The sequence below is a fragment of the Rhizobium rosettiformans genome (assembly GCF_016806065.1).
Classification (GTDB): Bacteria; Pseudomonadota; Alphaproteobacteria; order Rhizobiales; family Rhizobiaceae; genus Allorhizobium.
On record NZ_CP032405.1, the window covers coordinates 1,148,299 to 1,168,941 of the forward strand.

At 61.2% G+C, this 20,643-nt stretch carries 22 protein-coding genes and 2 riboswitches; of the genes, 17 read left to right on the forward strand and 5 right to left on the reverse strand.

The genetic code is table 11. The features are described 5' to 3' along the window. The first annotated feature begins 58 nt into the window (after positions 1-58). Together D4A92_RS05480 and bfr are read left to right on the forward strand one after the other, a co-directional pair. Positions 59-382 carry a hypothetical protein gene (locus D4A92_RS05480; RefSeq protein WP_006724323.1) on the forward strand — a complete coding sequence of 108 codons (324 nt, stop codon included), beginning with the start codon at positions 59-61 and terminating at the stop codon, positions 380-382. A 224-nt stretch (positions 383-606) separates the two neighbouring features. Continuing rightward, positions 607-1,092 carry a bacterioferritin gene (gene bfr, locus D4A92_RS05485; RefSeq protein WP_054150235.1) on the forward strand — a complete coding sequence of 162 codons (486 nt, stop codon included), beginning with the start codon at positions 607-609 and terminating at the stop codon, positions 1,090-1,092. 101 nt (positions 1,093-1,193) lie between these two features. Here bfr and D4A92_RS05490 read toward each other — a convergent pair whose 3' ends face one another. After that, positions 1,194-2,033, reverse strand: coding sequence for an AAA family ATPase (locus D4A92_RS05490; RefSeq protein WP_203018628.1), 840 nt, complete (start codon positions 2,031-2,033; stop codon positions 1,194-1,196). A gap of 365 nt (positions 2,034-2,398) precedes the next feature. On the opposite strand from D4A92_RS05490, the gene D4A92_RS05495 reads away from it, so the two are divergent. The 10 genes from D4A92_RS05495 (at position 2,399) to D4A92_RS05540 (ending at position 12,103) form a co-directional block, all read left to right on the forward strand. Next, positions 2,399-2,689 (forward strand): hypothetical protein, encoded by a 291-nt coding sequence (locus D4A92_RS05495; protein WP_006724320.1) that lies wholly within the window; start codon positions 2,399-2,401, stop codon positions 2,687-2,689. Next, positions 2,653-2,790: a hypothetical protein gene (locus D4A92_RS05500; protein ID WP_167494915.1), complete on the forward strand. Its 138-nt coding sequence runs from the start codon at positions 2,653-2,655 to the stop codon at positions 2,788-2,790. Before D4A92_RS05495 ends, D4A92_RS05500 begins: the two co-directional genes overlap by 37 nt. A gap of 123 nt (positions 2,791-2,913) precedes the next feature. Then, positions 2,914-3,567 (forward strand): thiamine diphosphokinase, encoded by a 654-nt coding sequence (locus D4A92_RS05505; RefSeq protein ID WP_203018630.1) that lies wholly within the window; start codon positions 2,914-2,916, stop codon positions 3,565-3,567. 4 nt (positions 3,568-3,571) lie between these two features. Continuing rightward, on the forward strand, positions 3,572-5,401 hold the full coding sequence (locus D4A92_RS05510; RefSeq protein WP_203018632.1) for an ABC-F family ATP-binding cassette domain-containing protein: 1,830 nt from the start codon (positions 3,572-3,574) through the stop codon (positions 5,399-5,401). 132 nt (positions 5,402-5,533) lie between these two features. Further along, a riboswitch (TPP riboswitch) is annotated at positions 5,534-5,648 on the forward strand. 66 nt (positions 5,649-5,714) lie between these two features. Beyond that, positions 5,715-6,713, forward strand: a complete 999-nt coding sequence (gene thiB, locus D4A92_RS05515; RefSeq protein ID WP_246754081.1) for a thiamine ABC transporter substrate binding subunit — start codon at positions 5,715-5,717, stop codon at positions 6,711-6,713. Positions 6,714-6,719: 6 nt separating this feature from the next. Further along, on the forward strand, positions 6,720-8,375 hold the full coding sequence (locus tag D4A92_RS05520; RefSeq protein WP_203018636.1) for a thiamine/thiamine pyrophosphate ABC transporter permease ThiP: 1,656 nt from the start codon (positions 6,720-6,722) through the stop codon (positions 8,373-8,375). Next, complete coding sequence (locus D4A92_RS05525; protein WP_203018638.1) at positions 8,365-9,108, forward strand: thiamine ABC transporter ATP-binding protein; 744 nt, start codon at positions 8,365-8,367, stop codon at positions 9,106-9,108. Before D4A92_RS05520 ends, D4A92_RS05525 begins: the two co-directional genes overlap by 11 nt. Before the next feature lie 221 nt (positions 9,109-9,329). After that, positions 9,330-10,856 (forward strand): M48 family metalloprotease, encoded by a 1,527-nt coding sequence (locus tag D4A92_RS05530; protein ID WP_425958673.1) that lies wholly within the window; start codon positions 9,330-9,332, stop codon positions 10,854-10,856. 174 nt (positions 10,857-11,030) lie between these two features. Then, on the forward strand, positions 11,031-11,483 hold the full coding sequence (locus tag D4A92_RS05535; protein WP_203018640.1) for a MarR family winged helix-turn-helix transcriptional regulator: 453 nt from the start codon (positions 11,031-11,033) through the stop codon (positions 11,481-11,483). A gap of 86 nt (positions 11,484-11,569) precedes the next feature. Further along, positions 11,570-12,103: a cysteine hydrolase family protein gene (locus D4A92_RS05540; RefSeq protein ID WP_246754082.1), complete on the forward strand. Its 534-nt coding sequence runs from the start codon at positions 11,570-11,572 to the stop codon at positions 12,101-12,103. Between the two features lie 105 nt (positions 12,104-12,208). Here the strand turns inward: D4A92_RS05540 and D4A92_RS05545 are convergent, their stop codons facing one another. After that, positions 12,209-13,081, reverse strand: a complete 873-nt coding sequence (locus D4A92_RS05545) for an RNA polymerase factor sigma-32 (RefSeq protein ID WP_203018642.1) — start codon at positions 13,079-13,081, stop codon at positions 12,209-12,211. Between the two features lie 320 nt (positions 13,082-13,401). Next, positions 13,402-14,514, reverse strand: a complete 1,113-nt coding sequence (leuB, locus tag D4A92_RS05550) for a 3-isopropylmalate dehydrogenase (RefSeq protein ID WP_203018643.1) — start codon at positions 14,512-14,514, stop codon at positions 13,402-13,404. Between the two features lie 176 nt (positions 14,515-14,690). On the opposite strand from leuB, the gene D4A92_RS05555 reads away from it, so the two are divergent. Next, complete coding sequence (locus tag D4A92_RS05555) at positions 14,691-15,623, forward strand: pyridoxal-phosphate dependent enzyme (protein ID WP_203018644.1); 933 nt, start codon at positions 14,691-14,693, stop codon at positions 15,621-15,623. A 58-nt stretch (positions 15,624-15,681) separates the two neighbouring features. On the opposite strand, the gene leuD is transcribed toward D4A92_RS05555, so the two are convergent. Together leuD and D4A92_RS05565 are read right to left on the reverse strand one after the other, a co-directional pair. Further along, a complete protein-coding gene (leuD, locus tag D4A92_RS05560; protein WP_203018645.1) occupies positions 15,682-16,287 on the reverse strand; it encodes a 3-isopropylmalate dehydratase small subunit in 606 nt (201 codons plus the stop codon). Positions 16,288-16,451: 164 nt separating this feature from the next. Next, positions 16,452-16,682, reverse strand: coding sequence for a hypothetical protein (locus D4A92_RS05565; RefSeq protein WP_203018646.1), 231 nt, complete (start codon positions 16,680-16,682; stop codon positions 16,452-16,454). A gap of 110 nt (positions 16,683-16,792) precedes the next feature. On the opposite strand from D4A92_RS05565, the gene D4A92_RS05570 reads away from it, so the two are divergent. The 4 genes from D4A92_RS05570 to D4A92_RS05585 all read left to right on the forward strand — a co-directional run bounded on the left by D4A92_RS05570 (position 16,793) and on the right by D4A92_RS05585 (position 20,639). Beyond that, positions 16,793-17,713, forward strand: a complete 921-nt coding sequence (locus D4A92_RS05570; RefSeq protein WP_203018647.1) for an HpcH/HpaI aldolase/citrate lyase family protein — start codon at positions 16,793-16,795, stop codon at positions 17,711-17,713. Then, positions 17,710-17,916, forward strand: coding sequence for a DUF1737 domain-containing protein (locus D4A92_RS05575; RefSeq protein WP_069042784.1), 207 nt, complete (start codon positions 17,710-17,712; stop codon positions 17,914-17,916). Before D4A92_RS05570 ends, D4A92_RS05575 begins: the two co-directional genes overlap by 4 nt. A 352-nt stretch (positions 17,917-18,268) precedes the next feature. Further along, positions 18,269-18,346: riboswitch (SAM riboswitch) on the forward strand. Positions 18,347-18,437: 91 nt separating this feature from the next. Beyond that, positions 18,438-19,367 (forward strand): homoserine O-acetyltransferase MetA, encoded by a 930-nt coding sequence (gene metA / locus D4A92_RS05580; protein ID WP_203018648.1) that lies wholly within the window; start codon positions 18,438-18,440, stop codon positions 19,365-19,367. Between the two features lie 87 nt (positions 19,368-19,454). Then, the gene (locus D4A92_RS05585; RefSeq protein WP_203018649.1) at positions 19,455-20,639 is read left to right on the forward strand and encodes a vWA domain-containing protein; all 1,185 of its coding nucleotides are present in this window, start codon (positions 19,455-19,457) and stop codon (positions 20,637-20,639) included. The last annotated feature ends 4 nt before the right edge of the window (positions 20,640-20,643 follow it).

The window sequence follows — 20,643 nt, forward strand, 5'->3', positions numbered from 1 at the left end:
GCCATCTGGTTTACGAGAAAGGCGAGAGTGAATGTCATGTTTGACGAGTGCCCCGTCCATGCTGGTCTGCAGCTGCAATTACATCACCGACAAAGACATCAAGTCAGTCATCAATGAGATGCTGGATGAAGACTGTTGGCAGTTGATTGTTCCGGGTAAGGTCTACCATGCCATGAACAAGCGCGGCCGCTGCTGCGGCTGTTTTCCGAATGTTGTCGACCTGATCATTCGCACCACCGAAGAATATCACGCCCTCCGTCAGACCGAAGAAACCAAGGTCATCAACTTCATGGAACGCCTCAAGCAGTTCCACGAGGAGCAGAAGGCAGCGCTGGCCGAACGGCGCCAGGCCATGCTGACAGCCAAGCGCGCGGCCGGCTGAGACGCCTGCATCTGCATCAGCCGCTCACCTAGGCCGCCAGATCCATTTCCCTAACCGTCACGCACCAGTTCTCAGACGCTACGCAGATTGAACCTGCCCTGTCGATCTGGCCACTGAAACCTGCTTGCCACTCCCAAGAATTAGAATACTTCTAAAAAGGGCTCGACAGGCGACAGCGCTGGCGCTAGAGTTGCACCATTCAATTCATACAAGGGACGAATATTATGAAGGGTGATCCGAAGGTCATTGAACGGCTCAACGAAGCGCTGTTCCTCGAACTCGGCGCGGTCAATCAGTACTGGCTGCACTACCGCCTGCTCAACGATTGGGGCTACACGAAGCTCGCCAAGAAGGAGCGGGCCGAGTCGATCGAGGAAATGCAGCACGCCGACAAGATCATCGATCGGATCATCTTCCTCGAAGGCCATCCGAACCTCCAGACCGTTGCACCGCTGCGCATCGGCCAGAACGTCAAGGAAGTGCTCGAAGCCGACCTTGCCGGCGAATACGACGCCCGCACCTCTTACAAGGCCTCGCGCGACATCTGTTACCAGGCCGGCGACTATGTCTCGATGAAGATCTTCGAACAGCTGTTGATCGACGAGGAAGGCCATATCGACTTCCTGGAGACCCAGCTCGAGCTTCTCTCCAAGATCGGCGAAGAAAAATACGGTCAGCTCAACGCGGACTCCGCCGACGCTGCCGAGTAAACCGCCCTCCACTCTTCCAGAAAGCTCCGCTTGCGGGGCTTTTTTCGTTTTGTGCGATTAAACCCTACCGCGGCTCTTAGCGTCTCCGCGCAGGTGCGAACTCAGCGATCGCGGCGCGCCATGAAGGCGAGGCGCTCGAACAGATGCACATCCTGCTCGTTCTTCAGAAGCGCGCCATGCAGCTTCGGCAGCGCATTCTTCGCCTCGCCGCGCAGATCGGCGGGATCGACGTCTTCGGCCACGAGCAAGCGGATCCAGTCGAGCGCCTCCGAGGTGGACGGCTTCTTCTTCAGCCCGGGCGTCTCGCGGATCTCGTAAAACTGCGTCAGCGCGTTGCGCAGCAGCGTCTTCTTGATCCCGGGATAATGAACCTCAACGATCCGCTCCAGCGTTTCTGCATCGGGAAAGCGGATGTAGTGGAAGAAGCAGCGCCGCAAAAAAGCATCCGGCAGCTCCTTCTCGTTGTTCGAGGTGATAATGACGATCGGGCGGATCTTTGCGCTGACCGTCTCCCCGGTCTCGTAGACGTGGAACTCCATCCGATCGAGTTCCTGCAGCAGATCGTTGGGAAACTCGATATCCGCCTTGTCGATCTCGTCGATCAAAAGCACGCATTTCATTTCCGTGGCAAAGGCCTGCCAGAGCTTGCCCTTGCGGATATAGTTCTTCACGTCATTGACGCGCTCGTCGCCGAGCTGGCTGTCACGCAGGCGCGAAACGGCATCATACTCATAAAGCCCCTGCTGCGCCTTGGTGGTCGATTTGACATTCCACTCCAGGATATCGAGCCCGAGCGCAGCTGCCACCTGCCGGGCAAGCTCGGTCTTGCCGGTTCCCGGTTCTCCCTTGACGAGCAAAGGCCGCTCCAGCCGGATCGCAGCATTGACCGCAATCATCAGATCCTTGTCTGCCACATAGTCTGCGGTACCCTGAAACTGCATCGTGCCTGAGCCTCATTCATCTTCGGCCACAACCTAATGACGCATCCGACAGGGTGCAAGCAAAGGCACGGCTTTCGCCCGCTTACCAGAAAAAGCTTGTATTTTCCCGGCAATCTGACAGGCTGCATTCCATGAACGCTGATGCTTGTCCGTCTGCAAGTGCCCCATCCGCAAGGACGGAATTTCGGGCTCCGGACATCACCGACCTTCTCCTAGACCCCACATCCGCAGTCTGGACCAATTGGTCCGGCCGCAATGCCTCGTAGAACGGCAGGCTCCTATAGACCGGCGGGACGTTTCGTCCGAACCGCAGGTCACAAAGGATGTCTGTCCCGACCGCAGCCTCCCAGCTGCAGGAGATCCCCATGACCAGACACCTGTATTCCATCGGCGACACAGTGACGCTGAAAGACGGCCCTGTCCGCCTCGCCCGCAGCAATGGCGCCTGCAAAGTGCTGGCGACGCTCCCCGAGACCGGCGGAAGCCGCCAGTACCGCGTCCGCTTCGAAAGCGAGAGCTTCGATCGCTGCATCGCCGAAACCGATATTGATCCCAGCCGCAGCAACGCGTCCGCCCGGACGGCGGCTCCCGCAAGCACCCCGAAAAAGGAAAGCACATCATGGCTAAAGGCCAACAGCGTTCGAACCGCGAAGTAAGAAAGCCGAAGCAGGACAAGGCCAAGCCGGCGGCGACCCCGGTTTCGACCTTCACCACCCAGATCAAGAGTGCAGAAGCCGCTTCTCCCAAGAAGCGCTGAAATCGCTCGACCCGGACTGTGCCCGAAACGGCTGGTCCGGGGAGCCGTTCGACAAGCAGCCAAGCACAGTCTGCGACGCATTCGCCTTTCCCTTTTTGGCGAAGATGCGCTAAGGGCAGGCGCATGACCACGACCTCTTTCACCCTTCTTCTCGGCGGAAGCCTCGCCGTTACCGACCGCCTGCGGGCGCTGACCGGAGGAAGCCGCGTGATTGCGGCCGATGGCGGCATGCGCCATGCAGAAAGCCTCGGCGTGACCCCGGAGCTCTGGGTCGGAGACTTCGACAGCAGCGACACCGGATTGATCGCCCGTTTTCCGACTGTGGAACGCCGCAGCTATCCGGCAGCAAAGGCCGTCACCGACGGGGAAATCGCGGTTGCGGAAGCAATCGCGCGCGGCGCCACCCGGTTGATCTGCGTCGGCGCCCTCGGCGGCGAACGCTCCGATCACGCGCTGCAACATTATCTGAACGCCCTCGGCCTCGTCGAAGACGGTTATGAGGTGGTCCTGACCTCCGGCGAGGAAGAAGCCTATCCTTTCGCCGCGGACAGCGAACTGGCACTCGAAATGCCCAGAGGCGCGCTTTTCTCGGTGCTCGGCTTCACCACGCTCGAAGGACTGACGATCCGCAACGCACGCTATCCTCTGCAGGACTTCAGTCTGCCCTTCGGCTCATCGCGCACGATATCCAACATCGCCGAAGGACCGATCTCGGTCTCGCTGTCCCGTGGCAGAGCAATTCTGCTCGCCCGCCCCTACGATCTTTCCGGAGCCTGATCCCTTGGCACCTCCCATTCTGAAACTCGACGATATCCAACTCTCCTTCGGCGGAACGCCTTTGCTCGCCGGTGCCGGCCTGCAGGTGGAGCCTGGCGACCGCATCTGCCTGGTCGGCCGCAACGGTTCGGGCAAATCAACGCTGATGAAGATCGCCGCCGGCCTCGTCGAAGCGCAGTCCGGCGAGGTGTTCCGCCATCCGTCCTCGACCATCCGCTACCTGGAACAGGCACCGGATTTTGCCGGTTATGCCACGGTCCAGGCCTATGCCGAGGCGGGATTGGGACCGGGCGACGATCCCTACCGCGTCACCTATCTGCTCGAGCATCTCGGCCTGACCGGCCAGGAAGATCCGACCCGTCTCTCCGGTGGGGAAGCCCGCCGCGCAGCCCTTGCCCGGGTGCTGGCGCCCGAGCCTGATATCCTGATGCTCGACGAGCCGACCAACCATCTCGACCTGCCCACCATCGAATGGCTGGAAGGCGAATTGTCCAAGAGCCGCAGCGCGCTTGTCCTGATTTCACACGACAGACGTTTCCTCGAAAAGATCTCGACCGCCACGGTCTGGCTCGATCGCGGCCAGTCGCGACGACTGAACCGTGGCTTTGCCCATTTCGAGGAATGGCGTGACCAGGTGCTGGAAGAGGAAGAGATCGAACAGCACAAGCTCGGTCGCCAGATCGAGCGCGAAGAGCACTGGCTGCGCTATGGTGTGACCGCACGCCGCAAGCGCAACATGCGCCGCCTCGGCAACCTCCAGGCTCTGCGCGCCAATTACCGTGGACACAAGGGTCCGCAGGGCACGATCCAGGCCACGGCCACCGAAGGCAAGGAAAGCGGCAAGCTCGTCATCGAGGCGGATAAGATCACCAAGACTTATGGCGATCGGATCATCGTCGCGCCCTTCTCGATCCGCGTTCATCGCGGTGATTGCATCGGCCTGATCGGCCCAAACGGTGCCGGCAAGACGACGTTGCTCAAGATGCTGACGGGCCAGCTCTCGCCGGACGAAGGTGTGGTCAAGCTAGGCACCAATCTCGAAATCGCCGTTCTCGACCAGAAGCGCGAGGACCTGAATCCTGATGACACGCTCGCCCATTACCTGACAGACGGACGCGGTGAAAACCTACTCGTCAACGGTGAACAGAAGCATGTCACCGGCTACATGAAGGACTTCCTCTTCCAGCCGGAACAAGCCCGCACCCCGATCCGCAACCTCTCCGGCGGCGAGCGCGCGCGCCTGATGCTGGCGCGCATCATGGCAAAGCCCTCGAACCTGCTCATCCTCGACGAACCGACCAACGACCTCGACATCGAGACCCTCGATCTGCTGCAGGAAATCGTCGCGGGCTATTCCGGCACCGTGATCCTGGTCAGCCACGACCGCGACTTCCTCGACCGCACCGTGACCTCGACCATCGCACCGGCCAACCCCGACGCACCCGATGGTCGCTGGATCGAATATGCCGGCGGCTATTCCGACATGCTCGCCCAGCGCAAGGGCGTCGAGGACGAACGTAAGCGGGTCGAAAAGGCCGAGAAGGCCAAGGCCCAGGAAGCCTCGGGCGGCAAGCCTGCCGGCAGCGCAAACAGCAAGGGCAAGCTTTCCTTCAAGCAGAAATTCGCGCTCGAAAATCTGCCGAAGGAAATGGAAAAGGCCGAAAAGGAAATCGCGACCCGCGAAGCCAGGATGGCCGATCCCAACCTCTTCACCAAGGATCCGGCGACGTTCAACAAGCTCGCCGCCGAAATGGAAAAGCTGCGTGCCGACATCACGCGCATGGAAGAGGAATGGCTGGAGCTCGAAATGCTGCGCGAGGAGCTTGAGGGCTGAGGCTCTCCAGCGTCTCTCATCAGGCCCTGATCTCCCCACTTCTCCAACTGCCCGGTTCCGGCGAGCGCGCCTGAAGCCGACTGCGCATGCATTGCCCACCTTGCGCTCGCCGGTGACGCGCGCTATCTCCACAGTGCTCTAACGGGGTGCCTTTCGATCCTTCGGGACCGAAATGCTGAGAGGCGTCAGCCAACCCGCGGAACCTGATCCGGTTAACACCGGCGGAGGGATTAGACGCGTCGATCGCAAACGCCCTATCCCGACAGCAATGATGATGAAGGAGGAGGGCGCCATGCGACCCACGACTGTTTCCATGTTTATCGGCGGCGTTGCAGCCGCCATGATCGGCTTCGTCTCCCCGACGCTCGCTGCCGACAAGACGCTGACCGTCTACACCTATGAGAGCTTTGTTTCCGAATGGGGTCCCGGTCCCAAGGTCAAGGAAGCCTTCGAACAGACCTGCGACTGCACCGTCAATTTGGTCGGCGTCGCCGATGGCGTGGCGTTGCTCACACGCCTGAAGCTGGAAGGCGAGACCTCGAAGGCCGATGTCGTGCTCGGCCTCGACACCAATCTTGTCGAGGAAGCCAAAGAGACCGGCCTCTTCGAAGCCCATGGCGTTGATGCCGCCAATGTCCAGGTGCCCGGCGGTTTCAGCGACGATACCTTCCTGCCTTACGACTACGGCCATTTCGCCGTGATCTACGACACCGAGACGATCCAGAACCCGCCGACGAGCCTAAAGGACCTGGTCGAGGGCGACCCGGCCCAGAAGATCGTCATCCAGGATCCGCGCACCTCGACGCCGGGTCTCGGCCTCCTGCTCTGGGTCAAGTCAGTCTATGGCGACCAAGCGCCGGAAGCCTGGGCCAAGCTCAAGGATCGCGTCCTGACCGTGACACCCGGCTGGTCGGAAGCCTATGGCCTGTTCACCAAGGGCGAGGCACCGATGGTGCTCTCCTACACGACCTCGCCTGCCTATCACATGGTCGCCGAAGAGACCGACCGCTATCAGGCAGCCGAATTCTCCGAAGGGCACTACATCCAGATCGAGGTCGCAGGCCTTCTGAAGAATGCGCCGGAAAAGGAGCTCGCTCGCCAGTTCCTAACCTTCATGCTTGAGCCCGGCTTCCAGGACACCATCCCCACCAACAACTGGATGATGCCGGTCGCCGCAACCTCCGAGCCCCTGCCGGAGGCCTTCGGCAAGCTCGTTCAGCCAAAGACCACCTTCCTGATGGACCCGGCCGAAGTGGCGGCAAACCGTCAGGCCTGGATCGACGAGTGGCTGACGGCAATGACGCTGAAATAAGGCAAGATGCTCCGACCGCTTCACCAGTCGAGACGTCAGAGGCTGCCCGCATTCGCGGGCGGCCTTTTGGTTTTGCTGGCCGTGGCGGCTTTCGTCGGTATCGCCCTGTCCGCATTGCTCGCCGGGAGAATGACCGGTGGCATTCTGCAGGCCTTCGGCGATCCCGTCGTTCGTTCGGTGCTGTCATTCACCCTATGGCAGGCGTTTCTCTCGACGCTCCTCTCCGTCGGTCTTGCCCTGCCCGTGGTCAGCGCGCTTGCCCGTCAGCCGGCTTTTCCCGGACGTATCTGGCTGATCCGCCTGATGGCCGTTCCCATGGGTCTGCCGGTTCTGATCGGTGCTCTGGGTCTGATCGGGATTTTCGGCCGCAACGGCATCGTCAACGATGCCTTGAGCAGCCTCGGTCTCTCGCAGCCCATCTCCGTCTACGGCCTGACCGGAATTCTGATTGCCCATGTCTTTTTCAACCTGCCGCTTGCCACGCGACTGATGCTGTCTGCCCTGGAGCGCGTGCCGGCTGAATATTGGCGAATGTCGGCGAGCCTCGGCCTGTCACCGATCGCCACCTTCCGCTTCATCGAGTGGCCCGTTTTGGCGCGCGTCATCCCTGGGGCCGCGGGGCTGATCTTCATGCTCTGCGTGACGAGCTTCACGCTGGTGCTGATCTTCGGTGGCGGCCCTGCCGCAACAACGATCGAAGTCGCCATCTACCAGGCTCTCCGCTTCGACTTCAATCCGGAGCGCGCCGTATCGCTGGCGCTGCTGCAGATCACGGTCACCGGCGTCATCCTCATCGGCCTCAGCCTGTTGCCGGCAGCCTCCGACACCGGTGTCACCAGCGGGCGACGCTTCCCCCGTTTCGATGGCCGACGCCCGATCGTCCGCTTGGTCGACGCGCTGCTGCTTTCGCTGGCCGGCCTCTTCCTCGTCCTGCCACTTGGCCAGGTCGTCGTCTCGGGGCTACAGGCAGACCTCGCTCGGCTGATATCGCAAGCGGCCTTCCAGCAGGCGGCCCTGACCAGCCTACTCGTGGCACTCGTATCAGGCACTACGGCGACACTGCTTGCCTTTGGCGCGGTCGCAGCAAGGACCGAAATCGACACGCAGCGAAACCGGAATGCCGGCAATCGCCTCATGTCGATCGCACTTGCCTCGTTGTCGTCGCTGGTTCTGCTTATCCCGACGAGCGTACTTGCCACCGGCTGGTTTCTGGCGCTCCGGTCGAGCGGTGAGGTCGCACGCTTTGCCCCCCTGATCGTCGCTGGCATCAACGCGCTGATGGCCCTGCCTTTTGCCGTACGCGTGCTGGAGCCGGCCTATCGCGAGCACCGCGCACGCACGGGGCGCCTTGCCGAAAGCCTGGGTCTCTCCGTTGCTCAGCGTCTGCGCCGCGTCGACTGGCCGGAGCTGAAGCGCCCATTTCTCACCGCGCTCGCCTTTTCCATGGCACTCTCCCTCGGAGATCTCGGAGCGGTCGCCCTGTTCGGCTCGGAAAACATCATGACTCTACCCGCCCTCATCTATGCGTCCATGGGAAGCTACCGCAGCACGGATGCCGATGGACTTGCCCTGCTGCTCGGAATGGTCTGCCTCCTCCTCGCGCTCCTCGGGGCGCCGGGAACCCGTCAGGCAAGTAAGCGGGAGGCCCCCGATGCGCGATGAGACTTCGACGGCGATCCACCTCGATGCGGTGCGACTGACACTCGGCCAGCGCGACTTTCATTTCGACTTCGGTTTCAATGCCCGCAAGATCACCGCGATTGTCGGCCCGTCCGGATCGGGCAAGTCCACCCTGCTCAACCTCGTCTCCGGCTTCGAGCAACCCGACACGGGTCGGATCGAAATCGCGGGACAAGATGTGACGGATCTGGCGCCGGCGGAGCGGCCGGTCTCGCTGGTCTTCCAGGACAACAACCTCTTTGCCCATCTCGATCTTTTCACCAATATCGGCCTTGGAGTTCATCCGGGCCTGCGCCTGGCGCCGGCCGACCGCAAGGCGATCTCCGCCGCTCTGGTGCGCGTCGGCCTTGCAGGCTACGAGCGGCGGCTGCCGGGTTCGCTCTCGGGCGGAGAGCGGCAGCGGGCAGCCTTCGCTCGCGCTTTAGTCCGCAGCCGCCCGATCCTGCTCCTCGACGAGCCCTTCGCCGCACTCGATCCGGGTTTGCGGAGCGCGATGGTTGACCTGCTTGTAGAACTTCATGCCGAAACGGCGGCCACCATCCTGCTCGTCACCCACGATCCTCGCGACATCATGCGTTTGGCGGACCATGTCGTCTTCCTCGAAAACGGTCATGTGCTGGTGAATGCATCGAAGAGTGATTTTCTCACGAGAACCGATGTCACAGCCGTACGCGACTTCCTCAGCGTGGCACCGATTGCATCCGAATCGCCTTAATTTGGTCGCCCGCGCCTGCCATGCGCGTTTGGAATGGTTGTTCCTTCAGCAAGAGCATTGGTCATTTGCTTCGGCGTGACTATCTTCTGGAGCGAGCGGTGGTTTCGCACTATGTGAAATGCTGCCGGATCAGCACAATGCGGTTTGGCGCAAGGCAATTGGATGCTGCACCCGGATGTCACCGGCTTGGTGGTCGTTCGGGAACAGGGTGAAGGGGCAGGATGCAGTTTTTGAGCCGGAACAGCGCGATAGCTGCCGAAATGGATCGGCGGCGCCGGCCCTTCAGGCTTGCGTCGAGTGTTGCCGTGCTCGTCTCGGCCGGTCTCGTGCTCTCGTCCTGCCAGTCAGTGTTCGAACAGGCCTACGAGCCGTCCGTTGCGCCCTCCAGCAATCCGCAGATCGTCGACGAAGTCCAGAAGGGCGACCCACGCGCTCAGATGGGTGCCCGTGAACACCCGCGCATCGTCGCATCCTATGGCGGCGAATATTCCGACGCCAAGACCGAACGCCTGGTGGCGCGCATCGCCGGGGCCCTGACGGCGGTCTCGGAAAACCCGAATCAGTCCTATCGCATCACCATCCTGAACTCGCCGGCGATCAACGCCTTCGCCTTGCCGGGCGGCTATCTCTACGTGACACGCGGTCTCCTGGCGCTCGCCAACGACGCGTCGGAAGTGGCAGCCGTACTCAGCCACGAAATGGCGCACGTCACGGCTAATCACGGCATCGAACGGCAGCGACGCGAAGAGGCGGAAGTGATTGCGAGCCGCGTCGTTGCTGAAGTGCTCTCCAGCGACCTCGCCGGCAAGCAGGCGCTGGCGCGCGGCAAGCTGCGCCTCGCCGCCTTCTCGCGCCAGCAGGAGCTGCAGGCTGACGTCATCGGCGTACGCACACTCGGCGAAGCCGGTTACGACCCCTATGCTGCCGCGCGCTTTCTCGATTCCATGGCCCGTTACAGCCAGTTCAGCTCTGTCGATCCCGATGCCGACCAGAGCCTCGACTTCTTGTCGAGCCATCCGAACGCCCCGCAGCGTGTGGAGCTGGCAAAACGCCATGCCCGCGCCTTCGGTCCGGAGGGCAGCCATGGCGAAACCGGCCGCGACTATTACCTGAACGGCATTGATGGCCTGCTCTATGGCGACAGCCCCCAGGAGGGTTTCGTTCGTGGCCAGACCTTCCTGCATGGGCAACTCGGAATTCGCTTTGACGTGCCCCAGGGCTTCCAGATCGACAACAAGGTCGAGGCCGTCCTCGCCACCGGACCTGGCGATGTCGCCATCCGTTTCGACGGCGTGGCCGACAGTCAGAAGATCAGCCTGCCGAACTATATCTCGAGCGGCTGGGTAACCGGTCTCCTGCCGGATACGATCCGCACCATCAGCGTCAACGGACTGGAAGCGGCGACCGCCCGTGCCTCGGCCGATCGCTGGGATTTCGATATCACCGTGATCCGGATCGGGCCGCAGATCTTCCGCTTCCTGACAGCAGTGCCCAAGGGCAGCCCGGCCCTCGAAACAACGGCAGCCCAGCTGCGCGCCTCTTTCCGCCGGATCACGCCGCAGGAAGCAGCCTCGCTGAAGCCGCTCCGCGTCCGCGTGGTGACGGTCGGTTCCAACGACTCGGTCGGAACCTTGTCGGCACGCATGATGGGCACCGATCGCAAGCTTGAACTCTTCCGGCTGATCAACGCGCTCGGCCCGACCTCGACGGTCACCCCAGGCATGCGCGTCAAGATCATCTCGGAGTGACAAAGTCGCGCCCTGGCCCTCCCAGACGAATCCACGGGAAGACTGCAGATATCTGAAGCCGGCGACTGCCGTATCCTCCGTTGGTGAAAGCCTGCGTGCGGGAACAAGACTGCCTATCAGTTTGACGGCCCTCGGAATTGACAACATAAATGTCATTATGACATCATAGTTGTCATGAAAAAATATGAACAGCTTTATCGCCTCATATGGTTGTCGCGTCCGCTCATGCAGGCCGCAGAGGCGCGTGTCGAGAGAGGGTTGGACGGCACCGGGCTGACCGTTCGCATGCGGGCAGTTCTCGAAATTCTTCACGCCCATGGGAGCGCCAGCGTACCCGAAATCGCGATGAAGCTTGAGATCAAACGACAGTATGTGCAGCTGATGGTCAACGAAACGCTTGCGGAAGGCCTCACAGTCGGCCGCACCAACCCGCGTCACAAGCGATCCACGATGATTGCGCTTACCCCCAAAGGCCAGAGCCTGATCGAAGAGGTCGTGATGCGTGAAAAACGGCTGGTGGAACAGCTCGGTGCGGAGATTGATGCGAGCGATATCGAGACAGCACTTCAGGTGGTGAGGATTCTACTTGAGAAACTGAAGGTCGAGGGGGAGGAGCAAGCGAAGTGATAGGCCAGATTCTCACCATAGCCGCCCTTTCCGGGCTTGTTTGGCTTGCGAACGGCGTCAGAAAGATCGGTGCCGTCAGTCCCGGCATGCCTATTGGCAGCCGTCCCGGGACAGCACTGCTCCTGATCGATCTGCAATCCGTGTTCTGGGACGAAGGTCCCTATGAGGACGTAGCAAAGGCGGATGCGATGTCAGCCATCCTCGCCGAAGTGGCGAAGGCGAAGGCCGAAAATCTGCCGATCATCGCGGTGCGCCAAGAGTGGTCCATCCTATCGACAAAGATCATCGCGCGCCTGACAATGAGAGGCCAAGCAATTGAGGGAACGCCCGGAACCCAGATCGCGAAGCCCTTTGCAGGGCTTGCCGAACACGTCCTTGTCAAGAGAGTTCAGGACGCATTCGAGACGGGCGAGCTGGACGAGCTTCTGGAAAGGCTCGACGTGGGTAAGCTCCGAATTGTGGGGCTGGATTTCCGATATTGTGTCGCAAAGACCGCCCTTGCCGCCCGCCAGAGGGGGTATGCAGTCGAAGTCGTCACCCGGGCAACCTTGTGCGTCAATCAAACTGCTGGCGATCAAACCCGCGGGATACTCTCCTCAAATGCTGTCATTCTGAGATAGGGGGCGCCCAGAGCCTCTTCCTTGATAAGGCCCGTCAGGCATTGAAGTTCGCATGAAAAAGCCGGCATCTCCGCCGGCTTTTTCATTGTGATCTGTGATTGCCGCTCACATTGCCATTTCAAGGCGAGCTGCAGTCGGCGCCTTATCCGTGAGGGCGACTTTCAGTTTTTCCAAGGCCCGGGTTTCGATCTGGCGGACACGTTCCTTGGAAATCCCGAGCTCGGCGCCGAGTTCTTCCAGCGTTGCGCCATCTTCCGTGAGGCGCCGCGCCTTGATGATCCGGCTTTCACGCTCGTTGAGGCGGTTCATCGCATCCTTCAGCCAGCCATTCCAGCGCTCGCCATCGATGATGGACGTGACCTGCTCGTCCGGCAGCGCCTCGTTGCTCTCCAACATCTCGAGCTGTTCGGTACCTTCGCCATTGCGACCAGCTACAGGGGTCTGAAGCGAGGCGTCGTTGCCGGAGAGGCGTGCATCCATCGACTGAACGTCGGCGAGACTGACGCCGAGCGCCGAGGCAATTTCCTGATGGATCGCCTGATCGGACAGGCGATTGTCGCCCTGAGCGAGCTTGGCGCGCAGGCGACGCAGGTTGAAGAACAGCGCCTTCTGACTGGAGCTGGTGCCACCGCGGACGATCGACCAGTTGCGCAGGATATAGTCCTGCATCGAGGCCCGGATCCACCAGCCGGCATAGGTCGAGAAGCGCACTTCGCGACCAGGGTCGAAGCGGGCAGCCGCTTCAAGAAGGCCGATATAGCCTTCCTGGATCAGATCGTTGAGCGGCAGACCAAAACCACGGAACTTGGAGGCCATGGCAATGACCAGACGCATATGCGCCTGGGCGATGCGGTTTCGCGCACCCTGATCGTCATTTTCCTTCCAGCGGATCGCAAGGTCGAGCTCTTCCTCGCGCTCCAAATAGGGCTGTGACATGGCATACTTTATGATGTGTCTGTCAGCGGATGTGGCTTTCATCGAACATCTCCATGGTCTCTCGGGACCGCTGGCCTCTCGCAGGCCTATTTGCCGGCATTGTTTGCTGAACGGTTTAGTCTCGGTCAGGTTCCAACAATGTCGAACAGGGCGGTGGTTGCATCACTCTCATCTGCTTGTCTGACCACCATTACGCCACGCATGACCCATCGGATTGCCGCGTGGGGTGCGACCTTCTGTCGAACAGGGGTGATCACGGTGAAGTGAGAGAAAGGGTGAGGCCAAAGCTGGTCGCGACGACGCCGAAACGCAAAACGGCGCGGGTTGCCCCGCGCCGTCAAATCAGACCTCAGATGGTTGGATCAGGCCGAAAGAGCCTTGAACTCTTCGAGGATCGCATCGCCCATTTCGACCGTGCCGACCTGGCGGCAACCGTCAGCCATGATGTCGCCGGTGCGGATACCCTTGTCGAGCACGTTGGCAATCGCCTTTTCGAGACGGTCGGCTTCCGTGACCATGTTGAACGAATAGCGCAGGCACATGGCGAAGGAGGCGATCATCGCGATCGGGTTGGCAATCCCCTTGCCGGCGATGTCGGGTGCCGAACCGTGCACCGGCTCGTAAAGCGCCTTGCGCTTGCCGCTCTTCGCATCCGGGGCGCCGAGCGAGGCCGACGGCAGCATGCCGAGCGAACCGGTCAGCATGGCGGCAACGTCGGAGAGCATGTCGCCGAAGAGGTTGTCGGTGACGATGACGTCGAACTGCTTCGGGGCGCGCACCAGCTGCATGCCGCCGGCATCGGCCAGCATGTGGTCGAGCTTGACGTCGGAGAACTTCTCCTTGTGGGTCGCGGTAACCACCTGGTTCCACAAGACGCCCGACTTCATGACGTTGCGCTTTTCCATCGAGCAGACGGCATTGTTGCGGGTGCGAGCCAGTTCGAAGGCGACGGCGGCGATGCGCTCGATTTCGTAGGTGTCGTAGACCTGCGTATCGACGGCGCGCTTCTGGCCATTGCCGAGATCGGTGATGGTCTTCGGCTCACCGAAATAGACGCCACCGGTCAGCTCGCGGACGATGAGGATATCGAGACCCTCGACCAGTTCCGGCTTCAGCGAGGAAGCGTTGGCGAGCGCCGGATAGCAGATGGCGGGCCGCAGATTGGCGAAGAGCTCGAGATCCTTGCGCAGACGAAGCAGGCCGGCCTCCGGGCGAACCTCGTAAGGGACGTCGTCCCACTTCGGGCCGCCAACGGCACCGAAGAGAACGGCGTCGGCAGCAAGCGCCTTAGCCATGTCTTCTTCGGAAATTGCCGCGCCATGGGCATCATACGCGGAACCGCCGACGAGACCTTCGTCGGTGACGAAGCCAGCGCCCTGCGCCTCGTTCATGTAGCCGATGATCTTGCGAACTTCGGCCATGGCCTCGGGGCCGATGCCGTCACCGGGCAAAAGGAGAAGATTGCGAGCTGTCATGGAAACCCTCCACTCGAAAAGAAGTTGCGGTGTCTTACGCGCGGGTCAGGGTCATTTCAAGCGAGATAGGCCCGAAACGGTACGGTTCCGGCCATTCCAAGCAGGGGCTTCCCGGTTGACCCGGCTGTTTCCGAGGTCCAAAAGATCTGCATCCCTCCAGCATTCCCGAGTGCCCCATGCCCCTTTCTCCCCTTCATATCGAAACGCCACTCCTGCGCACTTCCGCCGACTACAGCAAAAGCGGCCTGCCTCTCTGGCTGAAGCTCGATGCCTTGCAGCCTTCCGGCAGCTTCAAGCTGCGCGGGGTGGGACTGCTCTGCCAACACGAGGTGGCCAAGGGCGCGAAGGAGATCTACTGCGCCTCTGGTGGCAATGCCGGCATTGCCGCGGCCGTTGCTGGCAAGGCGCTTGGCGTACCAGTCAGCATCGTCGTACCGCAAACAACGTCCGCCGAGGTCCGCACGAGGATTGCCGCAACGGGCGCAAATGTCCTGGTGCACGGGTCAGTCTTCGACGAGGCCAATGCCCATGCGGTGGCACTCGCGGCGGAACGCAAGGCCGCCTACGTCCATCCTTATGATCATCCGCTGTTATGGGAAGGTCACGCAACGCTTATCGACGAGGTGGTCAAATCAGGTGCCGAGTTCGATTGCGTGGTGACGAGCGTCGGCGGCGGTGGGCTGCTCGCTGGCATCGTCGAAGGATTGCGCCGAAACGAGCTTAGCGATGTGCCCGTCATCGCAGTCGAGACGGAAGGCGCCGCTTCCCTGAACGCTGCCGTTCTCGCAAAGGAACGGGTGACGCTGCCGGCCATCACCTCGATTGCCAATTCGCTCGGCGCGCGCCAGGTCGCGCAACATGTCTTTGATCTTCTTAAAACCCACCCGATCGAAAGCGTCACGGTGACCGACGCCGAGGCTGTGGCAGCTTCACTGAAATTCGCCGATGCCCAGCGCATCCTCGTCGAGCCCGCCTGCGGTGCGGCACTTGCGGTGGCGGACGTCCATTCCGATCTGCTGTCGCGCTTCAAGGCACCGCTCATCGAAGTCTGCGGCGGGATCGGCGTATCGCTCGCCGCACTTGAAGCCTGGCGCGCCCGTTTCCTCTGAGGCCAAAGAAAAAGCCGGGCGCGAGCCCGGCTTCATCAATTCAGCACTTGAGACCGGCTCAGGCCCAGGGACGCTGGGCGGCGTTGGACTGCTCGAAGGTCGAGATACTCGTCGCCTTCTCGAGTGTCAGGCCGATATCGTCGAGGCCGTTCAGCAGGCAATGGCGCTTGAAGGCATCGATTTCGAAGGAGATCTTGCCTCCGTCAGGACCGGTGATTTCCTGAGCTTCCAGATCGACGGTCAGCACGGCGTTCGAACCGCGCGACGCATCGTCCATCAGCTTGTCCAGGTCTTCCTGGCTGACGACGATCGGCAGAATGCCGTTCTTGAAACAGTTGTTGTAGAAGATGTCGGCAAACGACGTGGAGATCACGCAGCGGATGCCGAAGTCGAGAAGCGCCCACGGGGCATGCTCGCGCGAGGAACCGCACCCGAAATTGTCGCCGGCAACGAGGATCTGCGCATTGCGATAGGCCGGCTTGTTAAGAACGAAATCCGCGTTCTCCGAACCGTCTTCCTTGTAGCGAGCCTCGGCGAACAAGCCGGTGCCGAGACCGGTGCGCTTGATCGTCTTCAGGTAATCCTTGGGGATGATCATGTCCGTGTCGACATTGACGACCGGAAGCGGTGCCGCGACACCGGTGAGCTTTACGAACTTGTCCATCAGTCTGCCTTCGATCTGGCTAATGCGCGTGTGATGCCCCGCCCATAGAGCAAAACCGCAGAAATTTGAAGGAGAATCTTGAAGAGGCTCTGTCGCCGTCTTCCGCACGCAAAGGAGATCTCACCCGATGGACGGGTGAGACGATGGATCGGCCTGCGGCCAGATCAAAGATCGATGATCGTGCCCTTGCCGTCGTTCCAGACGCGGACATCATCGCGACGCTTGGCCTTCACATAAACCGGTGCACGCTTCGTCTTGCCCATCAGCATGCGGGCGCCGAGCGTCACGGTCAGGAGTGCGCCGATCACCAGAGTGAGCGACACCGCGAAGGCGGCGGCGAGGCCGACAAAGGCGAGGCCAACGAGGGCATAGGCGGCGGAGCGGATGTTCTGCATGTTCGTGTCCTTTCGCACTTTCCAAAGTGGTCCTTATCCCAAGGCTTTGCAAGGGCCTTTCACCCAATTGTCATCTTGCGTGGCCGGCCAAAGCTTGCCAGAACTCGGCCATGACATCAGAGGCCTCCTCCTTTCGGTTCCACCACCCGTCCCGCCTTCGCCGATCCGTCCTCACGGTGCCCGCGATCAACGACCGCGCCCTGGACAAGGTGACGGGCCTCGATTGCGATGCCGTCATCTTCGATCTCGAGGATTCGGTCGCCGAAGACCGGAAAGCAGACGCCCGGCACAAGCTTCTAGAATTCCTGCAAAATGCCGACCTTGACCATCGGGAACGCATCATCAGGATCAATGCCTCCGACACACCGCATTTCCGCGAGGACATGCGCCTCGTCTTGCAGTGCCTGCCAGACGCCGTGCTGCTTCCCAAGGTCGAGGAACCGGTCACGGTGCAGGACGTGGCGGATCTGCTCGGCGAACAGGATGCGGCGGAAGGTCTCAGGATCTGGGCCATGATCGAAACGCCCCGCGGTGTGCTCAACGCGGCAGCGATTGCCTCTTCGGGGCGAACCAGCGACAGCCGGCTCGACGCCTTCGTCGTTGGGCTGAACGACCTGCGCAAGGCGACCGGCATTCCGGCAGCCCCCGGACGCACCTACCTGGTTCCTTACCTGATGCAGGTCGTGCTCGCCGCTCGCGCCTATGGTCTCGACGTGATCGACAGCGTGTCGAACGATTTTCGCGACCTCGAAGCCTTCTCTGATGAAAGCGCTCAAGGGAGGGCCATGGGCTTCGACGGCAAGATGCTGATCCATCCGGCGCAGGTCGAACCCGCCAACCACCATTTCGGCCCTTCGGAGCCTGCCATCGCCGAGGCCCGTCTGGTGGTAGAGACCTTTTCCGACCTGGCCCATGCGGGCCTCAACGTCATCAACATCGATGGGCGCATGATCGAGCGGCTGCATGCCGAGGAGGCCGCCCGCCTCCTTGCCAAGGTCGACATGATCACCGCCAGAAAGGACAAGCCATGAAAGTCTATCGTTTCCTCACCGGCCCGGATGATTCGAGCTTCTGCCACCGCGTCACCGACGCGCTCAACAAGGGCTGGGAACTGCACGGATCGCCGAGCCACACCTTCAACGCCGCCGAGAACAAGCTGTATTGCGGCCAGGCCGTGGTGAAGACTGTGCATGGAAAGGAATACGATCCGTCGATGAAGCTCGGCGAGCAGTAAGGCGCTGCATCATGGGAGAGGGGCTCTAAGCTTGCGTCTCGATGCCCTCATGCTGAGGTGCCCGCGAGAATCGCGGGCCTCGAAGCACCCCTCTTATTCTTCAGTAACTGTGGCCTGGCCCTTCGAGGCCCGACGATGTCGGGCACCTCAGGGTGAGGGGATATGTCGATGTCAAAAACCCCAAGCCTCGCCGCCGGTCGGGATCGCTCCCTCCCGTTCGGGTGATGCTTGCCCTCGGGTTAAAGCCGAGGATCCGACGAGGCGCCAGAAGCACTCACCCTTGCGGGTGAGGTGGGCAAAGGCAGCGATTGCCTTCCCCATTGATTCGCATCCCCGACAGGGGTAAAAAGGCCACGTGTTCCGTGGTGATTTGGCCGGCCGGCTTGCAGCCACGTAAAATAAGTCGCTAAAGGGCCGAGGCGAGTTTGAAGACTTTCCGAGGACCGGTGGCGATATGAAAGCTGCCGGTATTTTTGTTTCCGCGGTCTGAAACCGCCGTGACAAGGAAAGTCGAGAGTAAGATGCCGATTAGGATCCCCGATACGCTGCCCGCCTTTGAGACCCTCGTGCATGAGGGCGTGCGGGTGATGACCGAAACCGTGGCCATCCGCCAGGACATTCGCCCGCTGCAGATCGGCCTGCTCAACCTCATGCCGAACAAGATCAAGACCGAGGTGCAGTTCGCCCGCCTGATCGGCGCCTCGCCGCTCCAGGTGGAACTGACGCTGGTGCGAGTCGGTGGCCACAAGGCCAAGAACACGCCGGAAGAGCATCTTCTTTCCTTCTACCAGACCTGGGACGAGGTGAAGGATCGCAAGTTCGACGGCTTCATCATCACCGGCGCACCGGTCGAGACTCTACCCTTCGAGGAGGTGACCTACTGGCCGGAACTGGAAGAGATCCTTGATTGGACCGAGACCAACGTGCATTCGACGATGAATGTCTGCTGGGGCGGCATGGCGGCGATCTATCACTTCCACAAGGTGCCGAAGCATGCCCTGAAGGAGAAGGCCTTCGGGGTCTATCGCCATCGCAATCTCGCGCCCTCCTCCGTTTATCTGAACGGCTTTTCCGATGATTTCCAGGTTCCGGTCTCCCGCTGGACGGAAGTCCGCCGGGAAGACATTGAGAAGGTGCCTGACCTGGAGATCCTGCTCGAATCCGACGAGATGGGTGTCTGCCTGGTGCAGGAGAAGCGGGCAAACCGGCTCTACATGTTCAACCATGTCGAATATGATTCGACCTCGCTGGGCGACGAGTATTTCCGTGACAAGTCGGCGGGGATCCCGATCAAGCTGCCGCACAATTATTTCCCGCATAATGACGACACGCTGACGCCGCTCAACCGCTGGCGCGGCCATGCGCATCTCCTGTTCGGCAACTGGATCAACGAGATATACCAGATGACGCCTTATGATCTGAACGAGATCGGCAAGGATCTGGCAGGCTGACAGCGGTACGGGAGCGGATTTTGCCAGGACAGGCGGGTTCCTCTGTGACAGGATGCCGCCGCCGATGAACCGAGCCATTTTCGTCCGATGTTCCTGCCGTTTTTTCTGCGCCTGAAAGAAGAGAAGGTTCCCGTGACCCTGCGGGAATACCTGGCTTTGCTCGAAGGCCTTGAGGCGGGGCTGGTCGACTTCGATCCCGAAGGTTTCTACTATCTCGCCCGCACCATCCTGGTGAAGGACGAGCGCTTCATCGACCGCTTCGACCGAGTGTTTTCCGAGGTTTTCGGCGGCATCCTGAGCGAGGGTGCTGCTGACGGTATCGGTCCCCAGGTGATCCCGGAAGACTGGCTGCGCAAGATCGCCGAAAAGCACCTCTCGGACGAGGACAAGAAGCTGATCGAAGCGCTCGGCGGCTTCGACAAGCTGATGGAAACGCTAAAAGAACGCCTCGCCGAGCAGAAGGAACGCCACCAGGGCGGCAACAAGTGGATCGGCACGGCCGGCACCTCACCCTTCGGCGCCCATGGCTACAATCCGGAAGGTGTGCGCATCGGCCAGGAGGAAAGCCGGCACCGCCGCGCGGTAAAAGTCTGGGACCAGCGCGAGTTCCGCAATCTCGACGACCGCGTCGAACTCGGCACCCGCAACATCAAGGTCGCGCTTCGACGGCTGCGCCGCTTTGTGCGCGAGGGAGCTCCGGAAGAACTGGATCTCTCCGGCACCATTCGCTCGACCGCAGAGCACGGATATCTCGACGTGAAGACCCAACCCGAACGACGCAATGCCGTGAAGTTGCTGATGTTCTTCGATATCGGCGGCTCGATGGACGACCATGTGCGCGAGGTCGAGGAGCTGTTTTCGGCGGCACGCTCAGAATTTCGCCATATGGAATATTTCTACTTCCACAACTGCCCCTATGAACGCGTCTGGAAGGACAATCAGCGCCGCCATGCCGATACCATTCCGACATCCGACGTCATCAGAACCTTCGGCGCCGACTACCGGCTGATCTTCGTCGGCGACGCGGCGATGAGCCCTTACGAGATCACCCATCCGGGCGGGTCGGTCGAGCACTGGAACACCGAAAGCGGGGCGGCCTGGATGACGCGATTGACCGACCATTTCCGGCGGCATCTCTGGATCAATCCGCTTCCGCAGGCGAACTGGGACTATACGATGTCCGTCGGCCTGATTCGCCGGCTGATCGGCGACCGGATGTATCCGCTGACGCTGGGCGGGCTCGAAGCTGCCGCCCGTGAATTGGCGCGATGACCGA

Coding starts and splice junctions, on each gene's coding strand:
- leuB (WP_203018643.1), bottom strand. CDS start 14,514: ATGACAGCTCGCAATCTTCTCCTTTTGCCCGGTGACGGCATCGGCCCC.
- D4A92_RS05555 (WP_203018644.1), top strand. CDS start 14,691: ATGCCCCTTTCTCCCCTTCATATCGAAACGCCACTCCTGCGCACTTCC.
- D4A92_RS05490 (WP_203018628.1), bottom strand. CDS start 2,033: ATGCAGTTTCAGGGTACCGCAGACTATGTGGCAGACAAGGATCTGATG.
- D4A92_RS05480 (WP_006724323.1), top strand. CDS start 59: ATGCTGGTCTGCAGCTGCAATTACATCACCGACAAAGACATCAAGTCA.
- D4A92_RS05530 (WP_425958673.1), top strand. CDS start 9,330: ATGCAGTTTTTGAGCCGGAACAGCGCGATAGCTGCCGAAATGGATCGG.
- D4A92_RS05540 (WP_246754082.1), top strand. CDS start 11,570: ATGCCTATTGGCAGCCGTCCCGGGACAGCACTGCTCCTGATCGATCTG.
- D4A92_RS05535 (WP_203018640.1), top strand. CDS start 11,031: ATGAAAAAATATGAACAGCTTTATCGCCTCATATGGTTGTCGCGTCCG.
- D4A92_RS05585 (WP_203018649.1), top strand. CDS start 19,455: ATGTTCCTGCCGTTTTTTCTGCGCCTGAAAGAAGAGAAGGTTCCCGTG.
- D4A92_RS05495 (WP_006724320.1), top strand. CDS start 2,399: ATGACCAGACACCTGTATTCCATCGGCGACACAGTGACGCTGAAAGAC.
- D4A92_RS05570 (WP_203018647.1), top strand. CDS start 16,793: ATGACATCAGAGGCCTCCTCCTTTCGGTTCCACCACCCGTCCCGCCTT.
- thiB (WP_246754081.1), top strand. CDS start 5,715: ATGTTTATCGGCGGCGTTGCAGCCGCCATGATCGGCTTCGTCTCCCCG.
- D4A92_RS05575 (WP_069042784.1), top strand. CDS start 17,710: ATGAAAGTCTATCGTTTCCTCACCGGCCCGGATGATTCGAGCTTCTGC.
- leuD (WP_203018645.1), bottom strand. CDS start 16,287: ATGGACAAGTTCGTAAAGCTCACCGGTGTCGCGGCACCGCTTCCGGTC.
- D4A92_RS05505 (WP_203018630.1), top strand. CDS start 2,914: ATGACCACGACCTCTTTCACCCTTCTTCTCGGCGGAAGCCTCGCCGTT.
- metA (WP_203018648.1), top strand. CDS start 18,438: ATGCCGATTAGGATCCCCGATACGCTGCCCGCCTTTGAGACCCTCGTG.
- bfr (WP_054150235.1), top strand. CDS start 607: ATGAAGGGTGATCCGAAGGTCATTGAACGGCTCAACGAAGCGCTGTTC.
- D4A92_RS05520 (WP_203018636.1), top strand. CDS start 6,720: ATGCTCCGACCGCTTCACCAGTCGAGACGTCAGAGGCTGCCCGCATTC.
- D4A92_RS05565 (WP_203018646.1), bottom strand. CDS start 16,682: ATGCAGAACATCCGCTCCGCCGCCTATGCCCTCGTTGGCCTCGCCTTT.
- D4A92_RS05545 (WP_203018642.1), bottom strand. CDS start 13,081: ATGAAAGCCACATCCGCTGACAGACACATCATAAAGTATGCCATGTCA.
- D4A92_RS05500 (WP_167494915.1), top strand. CDS start 2,653: ATGGCTAAAGGCCAACAGCGTTCGAACCGCGAAGTAAGAAAGCCGAAG.
- D4A92_RS05525 (WP_203018638.1), top strand. CDS start 8,365: ATGCGCGATGAGACTTCGACGGCGATCCACCTCGATGCGGTGCGACTG.